Origin of the sequence: Chryseobacterium piperi (assembly GCF_002285635.2) — a bacterium.
Taxonomy (GTDB): Bacteria; Bacteroidota; Bacteroidia; order Flavobacteriales; family Weeksellaceae; genus Chryseobacterium; species Chryseobacterium piperi.
On sequence record NZ_CP023049.2, the window covers coordinates 4,125,486 to 4,141,214 of the forward strand.

At 35.3% G+C, this 15,729-nt stretch carries 11 protein-coding genes; 6 read left to right on the forward strand and 5 right to left on the reverse strand.

Features of this window, described 5'->3' with window-relative positions; translation table 11 throughout:
• The first annotated feature begins 13 nt into the window (after positions 1-13).
• On the forward strand, positions 14-2,458 hold the full coding sequence (locus CJF12_RS18020) for a TonB-dependent receptor (protein ID WP_034686122.1): 2,445 nt from the start codon (positions 14-16) through the stop codon (positions 2,456-2,458).
• A 140-nt stretch (positions 2,459-2,598) separates the two neighbouring features.
• Here CJF12_RS18020 and CJF12_RS18025 read toward each other — a convergent pair whose 3' ends face one another.
• A complete protein-coding gene (locus CJF12_RS18025; protein ID WP_034686091.1) occupies positions 2,599-3,237 on the reverse strand; it encodes an MBL fold metallo-hydrolase in 639 nt (212 codons plus the stop codon).
• A 71-nt stretch (positions 3,238-3,308) separates the two neighbouring features.
• Here CJF12_RS18025 and CJF12_RS18030 point away from each other — a divergent pair, with 71 nt between their 5' ends.
• The 3 genes from CJF12_RS18030 to CJF12_RS18040 all read left to right on the forward strand — a co-directional run bounded on the left by CJF12_RS18030 (position 3,309) and on the right by CJF12_RS18040 (position 9,215).
• A complete protein-coding gene (locus tag CJF12_RS18030; RefSeq protein ID WP_034686089.1) occupies positions 3,309-4,520 on the forward strand; it encodes a type IX secretion system plug protein in 1,212 nt (403 codons plus the stop codon).
• 239 nt (positions 4,521-4,759) lie between these two features.
• Positions 4,760-6,709, forward strand: a complete 1,950-nt coding sequence (locus CJF12_RS18035) for a M4 family metallopeptidase (RefSeq protein WP_051887344.1) — start codon at positions 4,760-4,762, stop codon at positions 6,707-6,709.
• A gap of 547 nt (positions 6,710-7,256) precedes the next feature.
• Complete coding sequence (locus CJF12_RS18040) at positions 7,257-9,215, forward strand: M4 family metallopeptidase (RefSeq protein ID WP_051887343.1); 1,959 nt, start codon at positions 7,257-7,259, stop codon at positions 9,213-9,215.
• A gap of 165 nt (positions 9,216-9,380) precedes the next feature.
• On the opposite strand, the gene hemH is transcribed toward CJF12_RS18040, so the two are convergent.
• Both hemH and CJF12_RS18050 read right to left on the reverse strand, forming a co-directional pair.
• On the reverse strand, positions 9,381-10,415 hold the full coding sequence (hemH, locus tag CJF12_RS18045; RefSeq protein WP_034686086.1) for a ferrochelatase: 1,035 nt from the start codon (positions 10,413-10,415) through the stop codon (positions 9,381-9,383).
• A gap of 116 nt (positions 10,416-10,531) precedes the next feature.
• The gene (locus tag CJF12_RS18050; protein ID WP_034686083.1) at positions 10,532-11,410 is read right to left on the reverse strand and encodes a NifU family protein; all 879 of its coding nucleotides are present in this window, start codon (positions 11,408-11,410) and stop codon (positions 10,532-10,534) included.
• A 153-nt stretch (positions 11,411-11,563) separates the two neighbouring features.
• Between CJF12_RS18050 and CJF12_RS18055 the strand changes: the two genes are divergently transcribed.
• Positions 11,564-12,079, forward strand: a complete 516-nt coding sequence (locus tag CJF12_RS18055) for a gamma carbonic anhydrase family protein (protein ID WP_034686082.1) — start codon at positions 11,564-11,566, stop codon at positions 12,077-12,079.
• 90 nt (positions 12,080-12,169) lie between these two features.
• Here the strand turns inward: CJF12_RS18055 and CJF12_RS18060 are convergent, their stop codons facing one another.
• Positions 12,170-12,616, reverse strand: a complete 447-nt coding sequence (locus CJF12_RS18060) for a hypothetical protein (RefSeq protein ID WP_034686081.1) — start codon at positions 12,614-12,616, stop codon at positions 12,170-12,172.
• Positions 12,617-12,697: 81 nt separating this feature from the next.
• Here CJF12_RS18060 and CJF12_RS18065 point away from each other — a divergent pair, with 81 nt between their 5' ends.
• Positions 12,698-14,824: a helix-turn-helix domain-containing protein gene (locus CJF12_RS18065; RefSeq protein ID WP_034686080.1), complete on the forward strand. Its 2,127-nt coding sequence runs from the start codon at positions 12,698-12,700 to the stop codon at positions 14,822-14,824.
• 39 nt (positions 14,825-14,863) lie between these two features.
• Here the strand turns inward: CJF12_RS18065 and CJF12_RS18070 are convergent, their stop codons facing one another.
• Positions 14,864-15,703 carry a M12 family metallopeptidase gene (locus CJF12_RS18070; protein ID WP_051887342.1) on the reverse strand — a complete coding sequence of 280 codons (840 nt, stop codon included), beginning with the start codon at positions 15,701-15,703 and terminating at the stop codon, positions 14,864-14,866.
• Between the last annotated feature and the right edge of the window lie 26 nt (positions 15,704-15,729).

Consider the following 15,729-nt stretch of genomic DNA (forward strand, 5'->3'; position numbering starts at 1 on the left):
AAACTATATGGGTATGAAAAAAAAATCACTCTTTTTAATTGCAGGTATTGCTACGCTTTATTTTAATAATGCGTATGCACAGGAAACTGTTCAGGATTCCACAAGAACGGCATCCATTGACCAGGTAGTTATTACAGGGAATTCCAATCCTAAAAAGAAAATAGAATCGAGTACAGCCATTTCTACTTTTACCGCAAAAGAAATCCAGAAACAAAATCCTATTAGTGCTGCTGCATTGCTTCAGAGAGTACCCGGATTTGCTGTTGAAACTTCAGGAGGTGAGGTAGGAAATAATCTTTTTGCAAGAGGGATTCCTTCTGCCGGAGCTTATGAATTTGTACAGGTGCAGGAAGATGGACTGCCGGTTTTTGAAGATGGAGCGTTGCAGTTTGCTAATGCCGATAATTTCTTCCGTGTAGATAATTCAGTTAGTAGATTAGAAGCGCTAAGAGGAGGTTCAGGATCTATTTATGCCAATAACTCTCCTGGAGGACTTATTAACTTTATCACGAAAGAAGGAGGTAATGATTTCAGAGGGACGGCTAAATTAGAAACAAGTACATATGGATTAATGCGTACTGATCTGAATGTAGGTGGTGCCTTGGTTAAGGATAAATTATTTTTTAATGTAGGCGGTTTTTACAGGACTGATGAGGGAATAAGAAAAACAGGCTTTAAAGCAAATAATGGAGGACAAATCAGAATGAACCTGAAATATGTCTTCGATAAGGGGTATGTGAAAGTGTACTATAAAAAACTGGACGACAGAAATACTTTTTTCCTTCCTATTCCTTTATTACAAAACGGGAACAAATTCAAAGAGTTTCCTGGCTTTGATGCCAATTATGGAACATATAGTTATAGAGCAATTGGGCAGCTTAACATCCCTCAGGCAGGAGGTGGATTTTTTAGAAGAAACCTGGAGGATGGTATTCATCCTAAAGTAGATGTTGTAGGTGCTGAATTTAAATATGATCTTGGAAATAACTTTACAGTCTTAAATAAAACGAGATATACCAATATCAATATGAACTATACCGGGATGTTTCCTGCGGGAGCACCTCAGCTAGCCAGCAATTTTGCTAATGCTAATGGTATCTCGGGAAATAATTATCAGTACTCTCTGGCTGGCAGCGGTGCGCTTGTAAACCCTCAGTATGTACAGAAGTTAGGTTTCTGGGCTATTGATAAGCAAATGGATAATTTTGTAAATGACATCCAGCTTAATTATAAATTTGATAAAGGGAGTGTGACGGCAGGATTCTATAAATCTAACTGGAAATCTCATCAATACTGGAACTGGAGTAATATTTTAACAACAGCAACCGATCGTCCTCAGCTGCTTAACTTAGTGGATACTTCCCTTAATCCGACAGATGTTGGTTATTCTAAAACATATAATGGTGTGACAGATATGTCATTCCTGATCAGGGATTCACAGATCCAGGGAAGTTTGAATGATCTTTATATGAATTTAGATTATAATATTACAGATGATTTAAGTTTTAATGGAGGAATCCGTTACAGCCGTGATTTTTATAAAGGATATGGGGTTAATACAACGACTGCGAACCTTAATAATTCAGGATTGACCACGGATGGAACTCATAGTTTTGCAACAACAACTGCTGATGATAATATGGCGGTTTTGGGTAACCGATATACGTATTGGTATTATGATATCAACAGGATGTCTTTTACTGTGGCTTCTAATTATAAAATTAATAAACAAAATGCAGTGTATGCCCGTTTCTCAAATGGATTCAGGTCACCTAATGAAGAGGCTTATTATAATAATATGAATAATTTAAGCCAGATCAAGCCTGTTCAGACCAATCAGCTGGAAATCGGATATAAGTATTACTCGCGTACTTTTGATATCGGAGTAATTCCTTTTTATTCTACATTAAAGAATCTTTCATTTACAGATGTGTACTCTGACGGAACTTCGGAAAATAAGTTTGCCAATACTTCCAATATCGGGGTAGAGCTGGAAGGATATGCAAGATTGTTCAATAATTTACTTGAGTTGACTTTCAACGGGACTTTCCAAAATCCGAAATATAAAGATTTTACTGGAAGAAATGCAGATGGAACTCCGTTTAATTATGACGGGAACCAGGTAAGAAGAATTCCTAAATTCTATTTCAATATTTCACCTGCATTTAATATCACGAAACAATGGAGAGCTTATGTTAGCTATAATTATTATGGAAAACGTTTCCAGGATGAAGCTAATAGTGATACCAATATTTTACCGTCATTCAGTGAAGTAGGAGCAGGGACTTCTTATCAATTGGGTAAAATACGTTTTGCTATCGATGGAACTAATATCTTTAATACCATTGGTATTACTGAAGGAGATCCAAGATCTCCGTTAACAGGTACGGGAGACATAAGGATGGCAAGACCAATTATGGGTGCTGCGGTGAGAGGATCTATTACATTAGATTTCTAAATTCTATTTCTTACTAATATAAAAAACCGTCAGATTTTTCTGACGGTTTTTATTTTATTGTTTTATAGGGAATTATAGAATGATAAAGGGGTATGATCTTACATTTCATATTCCTGCATTCCGAACTCTGAAAATGGTTTTTATCTGAAAAATGGATTGTATTGTTTCTCAAAACCAATACTGGTAGGATTTCCATGTCCTGAAAATATCTGGGTGTCACCATCCAGTACAAAAAGCTTGGTGTTGATTCCGTCGATTAACTGTTCATAATTACCTTTATATAGATCCGTTCTTCCGATACTGCCCTCAAACAGAACATCTCCTGAAATCATGAATTTTTGATTTTCATTGTGGTATACAACGCTGCCCGGAGAGTGGCCCGGGACATGATAAATTTTGAACTTGTCACCATCAAAATCCAGTTCATCGCCTTCGTTAATGTATTCAACATCCACTTGAACCGGGTCGATATTCATCCCGAATCTTACACCGCTCATTTGAAGCATATCCAAAACCTCCTGATCTTCTTTGTGAAGGATTACAGGAACTTTAAAGGTATCAAAAGCCCATTGTAAGCCTAATACGTGGTCAATATGGGCATGAGTAAGAAGTATTTTCGTGATTTTTAATTCATGTTTACTAATAAAATCACTGATCAGTTTGGTTTCCTGCTCGTTAATGTTTCCCGGATCGATGAGCCAGGCATTTTTATTCTCATTATAAACGATGTAGGTATTTTCACTCGCAAAGTTGAATACGAAACCTTGAATTTGAAGCATATTCCGAATATTTTTTTATCAAAAATACGATATTATAAAGAAAGTGATCATTTTTCTTTATCTTCGTCATAATGAAAACATTGCGAATATTTTTACTTTCTTTAGGCGGATTGGTTTTTGGGCAGAATATCCAAAGCATCCAGTTATTTAACCCTCAGACAAATGATGAAACGCCTGTAATCAACTTTAATCAGACATTGGTTCTAAGTTTTGATGATCTTACGAATTCCAGTGAGATTTACAGATATACCATTAAACATTATGACCGAAACTGGAATGATGATAATCTTTTCTTTACGGAAATTGCCAATGGAAGTCTCAATGCGCTTTTAGATAGGTTCGAGTATTCATTCAATACATTACAACCCTATACCCATTATAAACTGACGTTTCCTAATGAGAAAATACAGCCGAAGATTTCAGGTAACTTTGAGTTGATCGTGTATAAAGATTCTGCCGACAAGCCTCTTTTTAAAAGAAGATTTTATGTAGTGGAAGATAAAGCTACTTTGGCGGTTAATGTTTCCAGAATAGCAGATGCCAAAAATCCAAATATCAGGCAAAGGGTAGAAGTACAGGCTGTATCTGCAGGTGGTGACTTGTCATCTAATGTCAACTCTATGAGCTTGAATGTAATGCAGAATAATAATTCGAACGTTACAGTTAATAACCTAAGACCCAGTTCTACATTAGGAAATAAACTGCTTTTTCAGCAAATGAACCTGACGTTTCCCGGAAATAATGAATTTTACTACTTTGATAATAAGAATATGAATATGGCAGCAGATATGGTTCGTGCTACCGAAGTGAAAGATGGTGTGAACCAGACTTATCTTCATCCTGTCTGGGCATATCCTTTAAATTACCAATATCAGCCGGATGTAAACGGAGCTTATTATTTCAGGAGAAATGATATGGGCCTTGAAAGAAATGCAGAGAGGGAAGCAGATTATTCATGGGTGTATTTTTCTTTAGACTCGGATCCGGTGGATAAAGATATTTATGTATTGGGTGGCTTTAATAATTTTATTCCAAGTAAAGAAAATCAGATGCAGTATGATGCAGCCGCTAAAAAATATGTGGCTAGAATATTTCTTAAGCAAGGTTTCTATAATTATATTTTGGCAACAAAAGAAAGCAATGGCTCGCTCAATTTTGGTGAGATCAATGGAAATTTCTGGGAAACAGAAAATTTATATCAGGCATTTTTATACTATGCCCCTTTCGGAAGAAATTACGATGGCTTGATGGGTTACGGTGAATTTAGGACTCCTGTAAGATAATTTATATAAATATTTAATATTCAGGTAGATATTGTTTGTTAAAAATAGTATTTGCGTTTAAATTATTTTTACTTTAATCCTGGACGGATAAAATTATCTTTGAATAACAATAATTTTAATGATATTATTTTGATTTGCAATTAATAAAATAGTGTTTTTGTTATTTAATTCATAATATTATTTTGTTTTTATTAAGAAATATTTACTAATTTAGTCTCGTAACTAAATAATATATTTTTATGAAAACAAAATTTACTCTTGTATTAAGCATTAGTGCTTACCTATTTGCCTCCGGGCAAGAAACTCCAGCAAAACTTATTTCCGGTAAAAACGGACTTCATGCAGAATTGATTAGTTTTGATAAAAGCAGACCTGATTTCAAAGGAACTCCTGTTTTGTTTGACGAAGCATCCAAAAGATTTTCACAGGGTCAGGGTTTGAAGATTGGGGCCGAAAAAGACCAGCTAGGTTTTGAGACTCATAGATTTCAGCAAACAATCAATGGTATTCCTGTAGAATACGGGATGATGGCTGTACAAACTAAGGATGGGAAAATTGTAAGTGAAACAGGGAAGTGGGTTCTGAATGCGCCAGCTGCAATAGAGAAAAAAATAAGTATCTCGGAAAATATTGCTTTACAAAATGCAATGTCCTTTGTAGGGGCTGATTCTTATAAATGGCAGAATAGAGATGAAGAGGCTTTTATCAAGAAAGAGGCTAAAAACTCTCAAGCTACTTTTTTTCCAAAAGGAGAATTGGTGTATTATTCAGAGCCTACGGATGAGAAACTATCCAATTTAAAACTTGCCTATAAATTTGATATTTATGCTGAAAAACCACTAAGCCGGCAGTATGTATTTGTAGATGCTAAATCAGGTACGATTCTAGGTACTGAGCAACTGATCCATGAAGCTAACACTCCAGGGACAGCAGTTACTGCATATAGTGGAAACAGATCAATTGTTACGGATTCTTACGCAGGGCAATACAGATTAAGAGAAAGCGGAAGAAACGGAGGAACTTCAGTAGAAACCTATAATTTGAATAGAGGTGTAGTATATCAGCTGGCCACAGATTTCACAGATGCAGATAATTACTGGAATAACGTTAATATCAATAAAGATCAATATGCTACCGATGCCCATTGGGGAGCAGAAATGACATTAGATTATCTGTATACAAAATTTGGAAGAAGAAGCATTGATGACAATAACTTTGCGATAAAATCATATGTTCATTATGCGGTTAATTTTTTCAATGCATTCTGGGATGGACAAAGGATGACTTATGGAGATGGAGATAACTCTAATAACTTCCAGCCATTAACAGCCCTTGATGTTTGTGGTCATGAAATTACGCATGGTATGACAAGTAAAACGGCAAACCTTGCTTACCAGAGAGAGTCAGGAGCATTGAATGAAGGGTTCTCCGATATTTTTGGAAATACGGTAGAACGCTGGGCGAGACCTAATCAGGCTAACTGGACTCTGGGTGAAGATTTTGGTCGTGTGATTAGGAATATGGCTAATCCTAAAGATTATAATCAACCGGATACCTATATGGGGACATATTGGAAAGATGCTTCAACAACAGGATGTCAGGTTCCTAATCAGACAAACAATAATTGCGGAGTGCATACCAACTCAGGTGTTCTTAATTATTGGTATTATTTATTAGTGAGTGGTGGAACGGGAACTAATGATAAAGGGTTCTCCTATAATGTTTCAGGTATTGGATTTGATAAAGCTGCTGCAATTGCATACAGAACATTAACAACTTACCTTACGGCATCTTCTAATTATGCCAATGCAAGGACTTATTCACTTATTGCTGCTAAAGATCTGTATGGTGAAGGAAGTAATGAGATAAAACAGGTTACTAATGCCTGGGATGCTGTTGGTGTTGGAGGTGGAACATCTCCTGCTGGGAAAATGACTGATGCAGGTCTTTCAACATATACTATCAGTCCTAATCCTGCAAGAGATAAGTTCATGGTTTCATTTGAAGGAAAATCAGGATCTGGTGTTGTGGAAGTGATTAATGTTACCGGAAAAAGAGAACTTTCTGAAAAATTCAGAACACAAGACGGTGTAAACAAAATTGATGTTAAACTTCCGTCTAATATGCTTCCCGGAGTATATATGATTATGGTAAATGGTCAAAAAGCAGGAAGCCTAATTAAAAAGTAACGCTTTTTTAATATATTTATACTTTGAAAGGGTGCAAGTTTGTCTTGCACCCTTTCATTTTGTTATTAATGATACCTGAATATATAAAGTTTTCTTCTTGTGAAAAAAATAAAGAATATTAATAATTAGGGTGGATCGTGTTTAGAAACAGATATAGATAAATTTGTACATAAAAAATCGATAATAGATTTATAAAATTATTTATGATCGAAAAATAAAAATGGAGTAGTTATATAGTAAATTTTTTATCTTTTTATAAAAACATTGATTAATAAAAGAATTTTAAGGGATTTATGAAATTTTAAGTCTTTAAAATGCAATGCATTGCATATCGAAAAATTAATTCACGTAATAATGATTTTTAATTTAATTTATTCATTAAATTGATATAAAAGATTAAATAATGTTGAAATAATTTTCTTTTTTTGTAAATCGTCATTGTGTTTTATTAATTTATTTATAAAATCAATTGAATTTTATTCATTGATTTCGATTATTTAATGTGAAAAGTTTATACATTCGCTTTACCATTTGACAAAATATTTTTATGAAAACAAAATTTATCTTAGTGGCAAGTGTTGCCGCCTGCTCTTTCGTTTTTGGGCAAAACAAACCATCGAAATTAATTTCTGGTAAAAACGGATTACACGCAGAGTTTATTAGATTTGATAAAAGCGGACCTGCTTTTCAGGGAGCTCCGGTTTTATTTGATGAGGATTCCCAAAGGTTTATCCCGGGACAAGGCCGTAAGCTAGGTGTTGAAAAAGACGCACTGGGTTTTGAAACTCATCGATTTCAACAAACAGTTAATGATATTCCTGTAGAATATGGGATGATGGCTGTACAAACAAAAGGAGGAAAGGTGGTAGGAGAATCCGGAAAATGGATTCTTAAAGTTCCGGAAGGGATTGAGAAGAAAGTAAATATCTCTGAAAGTATAGCATTACAAAGTGCTCTATCATTCGTGGGAGCAGATTCGTACAAATGGCAAAATAGAGAAGAGGAAGACTTTATTAAAAAGGAACGTAATGATGCTAATGCAAGTTTTGCTCCTAAAGGGGAACTGACCTACTATTCAGATCCTACTGATGAAAAGCTTCGTAATTTAACACTAGCCTATAAATTTGATATTTATTCAGAAAAGCCATTAAGCAGACAATATGTTTTTGTAGATGCTAAAAATGGAAAAATTTTAGGATCAGATGCTATTATTCATGAAGTGAATGCTCCGGGTACTGCTACAACAGGGTATAGCGGAAACAGAAATATTATGGCAGATTCCTATAATGGAAGCTACAGATTAAGAGAATCCGGTAGAAATGGAGGAACCGCTGTAGAAACATATAACCTTAAAAAAGGGACCAACTACTCATCTGCTGTAGATTTTACCGATACGGATAATGTTTGGAATAATGTAAACGCGAATAAAGATCAATATGCTACCGATGCCCATTGGGGAGCTGAAATGACCTTAGATTATCTGTATACAAAATTTGGAAGAAAGAGTATCGATAACAACAATTTTGCTATAAAATCTTATGTTCATTATTCTACCAATTATTTCAATGCGTTTTGGGATGGTTCCAGAATGACATATGGTGATGGTAGCTCCAGTACGAACGGAGGATTGCCGCTAACTGCTATTGATGTTTGCGGACATGAGATCACTCACGGAATGACTTCTAAAACAGCGAACCTGGTCTATCAAAGAGAGCCGGGAGCGCTAAATGAAGGGTTTTCAGATGTTTTTGGAAACTCAATAGAGCTTTGGGCAAGACCAAACCAGGCCAATTGGAAACTGGGTGAAGATTTTAATTATCCAATCAGAGATATGTCTAATCCTAATGCTTACAGTCAACCTGATACTTACAAAGGAAAGTATTGGAAGGATGCTTCAACAACAGGTTGTGTTACTCCAGGGCAAAATACTAATGACTATTGCGGCGTTCATACAAATTCCGGAGTGTTGAACTTCTGGTATTATTTACTAGTAACCGGAGGTACGGGAACTAATGATAATGGTTTTGCTTATAATGTTTCCGCAATAGGACTGGATAAAGCAGGAGCAATTGCTTACAGAACATTAACGACTTATCTTACTTCATCTTCTACTTATGCTAATGCCAGAACGTATTCTCTTCAGGCTGCTGCGGACTTATACGGTTCAGGTAGTAATGAAGTAACACAAGTAACCAATGCATGGAATGCAGTAGGTGTAGGAGGTGGTACTTCTTCTGCAGGACTTATTGCTGATACACCGAATACTTCGCTATATACTATTAGCCCAAATCCTGCAACAGACAGATTTACGGTAACATTTGAAGGAAAAGCCGGAAAAGGAATCGTAGAATTGATAGGTTTAACCGGGAAAAAAGAAATTTCTGAAAGAGTTGAACTTACAGATGGTACTAATAAACTGAATTTACAGCTTCCATCTAGTATGCTTCCTGGAGTATATATCGTAACGGTGAATGGCCAAAAAGCCGGAAACCTGATTAAAAAATAATTTCTTTATTTTATTTATATTAATAATAAGGGTACAGGTGTTTTCTGTACCCTTTTTTATATGGTAGAATGAATAGATTAGTATATAAATCTTCGAGATATGAGATCATAAAAAAAATGACATCCGGTTTTCCAGATGTCATTTTTATTGTATTAATTATAAATTTTATACGAAATAAAATTCATTAAGTTTTTCTTCACATAGGGTTTTTACAACATCTATCCATCGGTCTTCATCATTCAAACATGGAATATAATGGAAGTTTTCTCCGCCACCGTGCATGAATTGCTCTTTCCCCTCTACAGAAATTTCTTCCAGAGTTTCTAAACAATCAGATACGAAAGCAGGGCAAACGACCGCTAAATTTTTAATTCCTTTTTTAGGAATGGTTTCTAAAGTTTCATCAGTATAAGGTTCAATCCATTTATCTTTTCCCAGTCTAGACTGAAACGAAACAATAGTTTTTTCTTTTGGTAGTCCCATCTTTGCAATGACGGACTCTGTGGTTTTATAACACTGGTGTCTGTAACAACGGGCATTATGAGCCTCAATCTTACTGTTAATACAATTGGCATCATCAATCTTACAGGTATTCGAAGGATCTGTTTTATAAATATGCCGTTCCGGAACACCATGATAAGAGAATTGTAAAGCATCAAAATTTTCAGGAAGTTTTTCCCGGATGCTATCTGCTAGACAATTAATGTAGATTTCTCTATCATAGAAAGGTTGAATGTAATTAATTTTTACCGTTGGGAATTTTTTCTTTCTTACTTCCTCTGCTTTTTCAATCACTGTTTCCGTTGTACTCATAGCATATTGAGGATACAGTGGGAAAAGAACAATGTCAGAAACTCCCTGATCAACTAATTTTTGAATACCTGCCTCAATACTTGGCTGCGCATAACGCATTCCGATTTCCACGGGAACGTCCACCAGTTTTTGTAATTTTTTCTGAATTTTTTCAGTGATTACGACCAAGGGAGAACCCTCATCTGTCCAAACTGTTTTATAAGCTTCAGCAGATTTTGCCGGTCTTGTATTAAGGATAATACCACGAACTAAAAGCGCTCTGAAAATCCAACGATAATCTATCACCTTTTCATCCATTAAAAACTCGTCGAGATATTCTTTTACATCCTTTACGTCTGTAGATTTTGGGGAGCCAAGATTTACCAGTAAAATTCCTTTTTTAGCCAATGTTTTTAATTTTAATTTAAAAAATAAAGTTTTCGAAATTCAGCATCAATTTTGATACCATATCCAAGCTATAGTACGGCAATGATGAATTACGATTTCTTTTTTCCGGATATAGATTATCCGTTAACTGCTTCTACTCTCTCTACCAAATCAGGAACAAATTGTTTTAAAATATTTTCTATTCCGTTTTTTAGAGTGGCTGTAGAACTAGGACATCCTGAACAAGCCCCTTGTAAAAGCATTTTTGCTGTTTTACTAGCTTCGTCATATTCCATCAATGAAATTTTTCCACCATCATTTTCTACCGCAGGAGCTACATATTCATTCAGGATATCTGAAATTTTCTGCTCATCATCCGTATAATCTCTGTTGATGATTTTCTCTACTGGATTTTCATGTTTTTGAGGTTCCATATTTGAAATTTCCCCTCCGTTCTGAAGATATTCAGCAATAAGACCACGTACGGCCATCATTACCTGATGCCATTCTACAGACTGATCTCTGGTTACGGCTACGAAATTATCTGAAATGAAAACTTCTTTTGCAAAATCAAACTCCTTGAAAATAGCTTGCGCTAAAGGAACTCCTTCTGCTTCATCTCTTGATTTTACTTCTACGAAACCTTCCAGTAATAATTTGTTAGAGACAAACTTCATTACGTTAGGATTAGGAGTCATTTCAGCATAGATCTGATACATTTCCTTTCTCTTTTGGAGATAAACTCTCGGATTGGCCAATAGCTCATCTTCGATTACATTTTTCAGACTTTCAGCGACATGCTCCCATTCTATAGTGTCCTGCTTGGCAACGGCTACAAAATTAGCTGTAATGAAAACTCTTTCCACAAAAGGATAGTTGAACAATTCCTGAGCAAGAGGAATTTCTGATATATCTGAACTTCTGTCCAACTCCAGAGACCCGGGAATCAAATTGTAATCAGCAACAAATTTCATCACTTTTGGGTTTTCTGTTGGCTCTATAAGTATCTTATGCATTTTTTCGTTAAATTTGAATTACAAAAATACGCAATTAGAAGTTAGAAGCTGGATGGAAGTAGTTAGATTTTTGCTATCGCTGTAATTTAAAAATTGTGATCGTACCATTTAATTTTTCCAATAAGCTCATTCTCAAAATATCAAATTAAAAATATGGCACTTATAAAAGAACTTTTAGGCAAAACACCACAGATCGGAGACAATACATTTTTAGCAGAAACAGCAACCATCATCGGAGATGTAACTATGGGTAAAGAATGCAGTGTATGGTACAATGCGGTGATTCGTGGTGATGTTAACTATATTAAAATGGGAGATAAGGTCAATGTACAGGATAATGTCATGCTTCATTGTACTTATGAAAGATTCCCATTAGTAATCGGGAATAATGTTTCAATCGGTCATAATGCTATTGTCCATGGATGTACCGTTCAGGATAATGTATTAATAGGAATGGGAGCCATTGTTATGGATGATTGCGTGGTTGAAGAAAATTCTATTATCGGTGCAGGTTCGGTTGTTACACAAGGAACTCATATTAAATCCGGAGAAGTCTGGGGCGGGGTACCTGCCAGAAAAATTAAAGACATTTCTGCCCAGCTATTGGAAGGAGAGGTAAACAGGATTGCAGATAATTACGTGAAATATTCTTCGTGGTATAAAGATTAAATTCAAAAAATAAAAAAGCTCCGTCTTACAGACAGAGCTTTTTTTGTGAATCCTTAGTGATAAACTCCTGGTGAGTTTAGGGTGTTGTATTTATTTTGTTGCATATACAAGCTCTGCTTTACCATTGCTGCATTTGATCTTTTGTGGTTCTTCTATGACGGAGCAGTCTGAGGTGATACCATATTTCGTATTGAACTCTGATTCTTTTTTATTATAATCCTCAATTTCCGGTAAAATCTCAGCTTCCAGTTTTTTTGGATAGGCGATGTAGGATTTTGGACCGCCACAAGCTTTTGAACCTAGAGGAGCAGCCATCCAGTCATCAGCGTTGGTACACTTCTCTTTATTAATTTCTGATACTATAATCGCTTTTATTTTTTCCAGCTGAACTTCGTCGTATTTTTTGCTGTTTTCATCAACCGGTCTTTCAGCAATATCTTTTGGTAGATTGTCTGTAACATTCTTTGTTCCGCAGGAAGCTAAAGTTAGTGTTAGGCAAAGTGTTATCACTGAAATTTGGATATGTGCTTTTCTCATATTAGTTTTTTCTGAGAAAACGCAGTCAAAAGTTATGCCATTAGGATAAATTCAAATTGATTTTCCGTAATTTTGACGACGATGAACAATCATTTTTTTGACATAATAGAACATACCAACAGAAGCGTTTTTCTTACAGGAAAAGCCGGAACAGGTAAAACAACTTTTCTTAACGAGTTTGTAAAAAAAACACGGAAAAAGCATATTGTAGTAGCACCTACGGGAATTGCTGCCATTAACGCCGGAGGGGTCACCATTCACTCGATGTTTGGATTGCCTCTAAGAACTTTTTTACCTACTACAGACCGTATCGATGGAAGTTTGGCAAATAATATTGCTGACCTGATGCCTCATTTCAAATACCGAAAAGATAAGTTGAAGCTTTTAAGAGAAGTGGAAGTTATTATTATCGATGAGGTTTCTATGTTAAGAGCGGATGTCCTGGATATGATGGATTTTTCCTTACGTTTTATCCGAAGGAATAATCAGCGGTTCGGGGGAGTTCAGATGCTGTTGATTGGTGATTTGTATCAGCTTCCTCCCGTAGTAAGAGATGAACATGTATTGAAGATGTTCTATCAGTCACCTTTCTTTTTTGATAGTCATGCAATAAAGGAAATTCCATTGATTACGATTGAACTGACAAAGGTTTATCGTCAATCTGATCAGGATTTTTTAGAGATCTTAAATGCGATTCGTGATGGAGATGTGGCCAATATAGATTTTGAACATCTTAATGAAAGATATGATCCCGATTTTGAAACCGGTCACGATTCCTATGTGTATTTATGTTCGCATAATAAAATGGCTGATGAAATCAATCAGGAGAAATTGGCTAAAATAAAAGTAACTCCCAATACTTATGAAGCCAAACTTTTTGGAGAATTTAAGGAGAATCAGTTTCCCAATGAACAGTTTTTGGAACTGAAAATTGGTGCTCAGGTTATGTTTATCCGAAATGATATTTCTCCGGAAAAGAAATATTTTAATGGGAAGCTGGGAGAGATTTCAGCTTTGGATGAAAATGAAATTCGTGTAGTTTTAGAAGGTAGTGAAAGGGAAATTGTCGTTAAGAGAGAAGTTTGGGAACAGAAAAAATATTTTTTAGATACAGATAAAAATATTAAAGAAGAAGTTTTGGGAAGCTTTGAGCAGTTTCCTATCAAGCTGGCTTGGGCAGTAACAATTCATAAAAGTCAGGGACTGACTTTTGATAAGGTGATCATTGATGCTGGGAAGAGTTTTACAGCAGGTCAGGTATATGTCGCCTTGTCCCGTTGCAGAACCTTAGAAGGGATTGTTCTTAAATCCAAAATCACACCTGAAGTCATCTTTAAAGATAATAGGATTTTACAATTTCAGGGAGATACTTTTGCCAATGATAGAGTAGAAAACATATTAAATAAGGAAAAATACGATTATAGTATCAGAAAAGTGCTTCGAACACTGGATAGTCTTTGGCTCCTGCATGAAGTGGAAGAGTGGAATAAGCTCTCAATTGCTACTAAGAGTATTGACCACGTAAAAGCCAATCAGCTTTACCTTCAACTCAAACATGAAATTGTTCAACTGGGAAAAGTCTTTACCAAACTAGAGCGTATTTTATTCCAGAAAATCAACCTTTTCATCGATAAAGAAGAAGAGTGGTCGGAAATTGAAAGCAAGACCAAAGGAGCTGTAAATTTCTTTTTTGTTGCAATCCGGGATAAAGTTTTTAATCCTCTGAAAGATTTCTATGCTGAAATCAAAGGAGCGAAAGGGCTAAAGCAGTATAATGAGGAATTAAAAAACTGGCTTGAAGATGTTGAAGAATATTTAAATAATTTAAAAGAAGCTCATTTATTGGAAACAAAGCTTCTGGATGAGGCCAACAATAAAGAAATTAATTTAAAAATTGCAAAAGTCCCTTCCCAGGTTCTTACTTTTCAATTATTTGAACAAGGAAAAACGATCGGTGAAATTTCTTTAGAAAGAGGTTTGGTTAAGGAAACGGTGATCGGTCATTTGGCGAAATTTGCAGAACAGGGATTACTGGATATTTCAAGGGTAATCACTTCAGATAAGATCAAAGCTTTTGAAACAGAATTTTATAACAATTCACATGAGACACTTACAGAATGGAAAAGTGCATTGCCAAATGATTTTGAATTTAATGAGATTAGGATTCTTTTAAATCATTATAATTATAAAAAAGGAAAGAATTCATAGGAATTCTTTCCTTTTTTGAGGACTTAGATTGCTTTCCAGTTAATTAGGATACATTGTGTTGATGGTTTGAATATCAACATTAGTAAAGCCATTTCTTACATAGTTAAAATTACTGCCATCAGCTCTCGTAATAGTTGGCTGCCCGTTTCGTGAATAGGAAGTTGACCAATACATCATTACCGAATTAATATCAAAAGGCCCGATATCATTTCCTGAATTATATTTTTCGAAATTAGAGCTTTGTCCATTTTGGATATTAGCCCATATGATGCGAACGTATTGATCCCTGTCCTTGCGGGTGTGTTCATGATAAATACCCACGGTATGTCCCATTTCATGAATGACTGTCCCTACTGAAACATATTGATCCAGAGAGATGGTTTGTACTCCCCCCTGATAACCTATATGAGCCCATCCATCTGATCCTGACTGACTTCCGAAAATGAATTGTACATAATTACTCTGATTAGTACGGGCAACCCATTTGGCATTGGTTTTAGAGTTATACTGATTAATGGCATTAATAATTTTATCCCTATTGATAGACCCCATATTACTGGCAATAGTATAGTAAATCGTTTTATTAGGCCATCTTGAGAAGCTTGCGCCTCCTTTTTCTTGTGAATTATCATTTAACTGTTTATCAGAAAGAACAATATCTCCTTGAAAAAAGTTCATTCCATCCTTTCTGATATAGGTAATAGATTGACCATTTAATTGACCTTTTTTAATTTCTTCTTTTGAGGAAGACGGATTGGTACTGGTATCCAGGTCGTCATTACTTTTATCACAAGAATATAAAGTTGCTGCAATTAAGCTCAGGCAAATCATCTTTTTTGTCATTGCCTTTGAGTAGAAAAAAATTGATTTTGTTTTCATAGTAGTATTTTTAAAGGTTTGTTATA

Bases quoted from the DNA above. Each gene is read 5' to 3' on its own strand.
- CJF12_RS18020 (WP_034686122.1), top strand. From the start codon at position 14: ATGAAAAAAAAATCACTCTTTTTAATTGCAGGTATTGCTACGCTTTAT.
- CJF12_RS18025 (WP_034686091.1), bottom strand. From the start codon at position 3,237: ATGCTTCAAATTCAAGGTTTCGTATTCAACTTTGCGAGTGAAAATACC.
- CJF12_RS18030 (WP_034686089.1), top strand. From the start codon at position 3,309: ATGAAAACATTGCGAATATTTTTACTTTCTTTAGGCGGATTGGTTTTT.
- CJF12_RS18035 (WP_051887344.1), top strand. From the start codon at position 4,760: ATGAAAACAAAATTTACTCTTGTATTAAGCATTAGTGCTTACCTATTT.
- CJF12_RS18040 (WP_051887343.1), top strand. From the start codon at position 7,257: ATGAAAACAAAATTTATCTTAGTGGCAAGTGTTGCCGCCTGCTCTTTC.
- CJF12_RS18050 (WP_034686083.1), bottom strand. From the start codon at position 11,410: ATGCATAAGATACTTATAGAGCCAACAGAAAACCCAAAAGTGATGAAA.
- CJF12_RS18055 (WP_034686082.1), top strand. From the start codon at position 11,564: ATGGCACTTATAAAAGAACTTTTAGGCAAAACACCACAGATCGGAGAC.
- CJF12_RS18060 (WP_034686081.1), bottom strand. From the start codon at position 12,616: ATGAGAAAAGCACATATCCAAATTTCAGTGATAACACTTTGCCTAACA.
- CJF12_RS18065 (WP_034686080.1), top strand. From the start codon at position 12,698: ATGAACAATCATTTTTTTGACATAATAGAACATACCAACAGAAGCGTT.
- CJF12_RS18070 (WP_051887342.1), bottom strand. From the start codon at position 15,703: ATGAAAACAAAATCAATTTTTTTCTACTCAAAGGCAATGACAAAAAAG.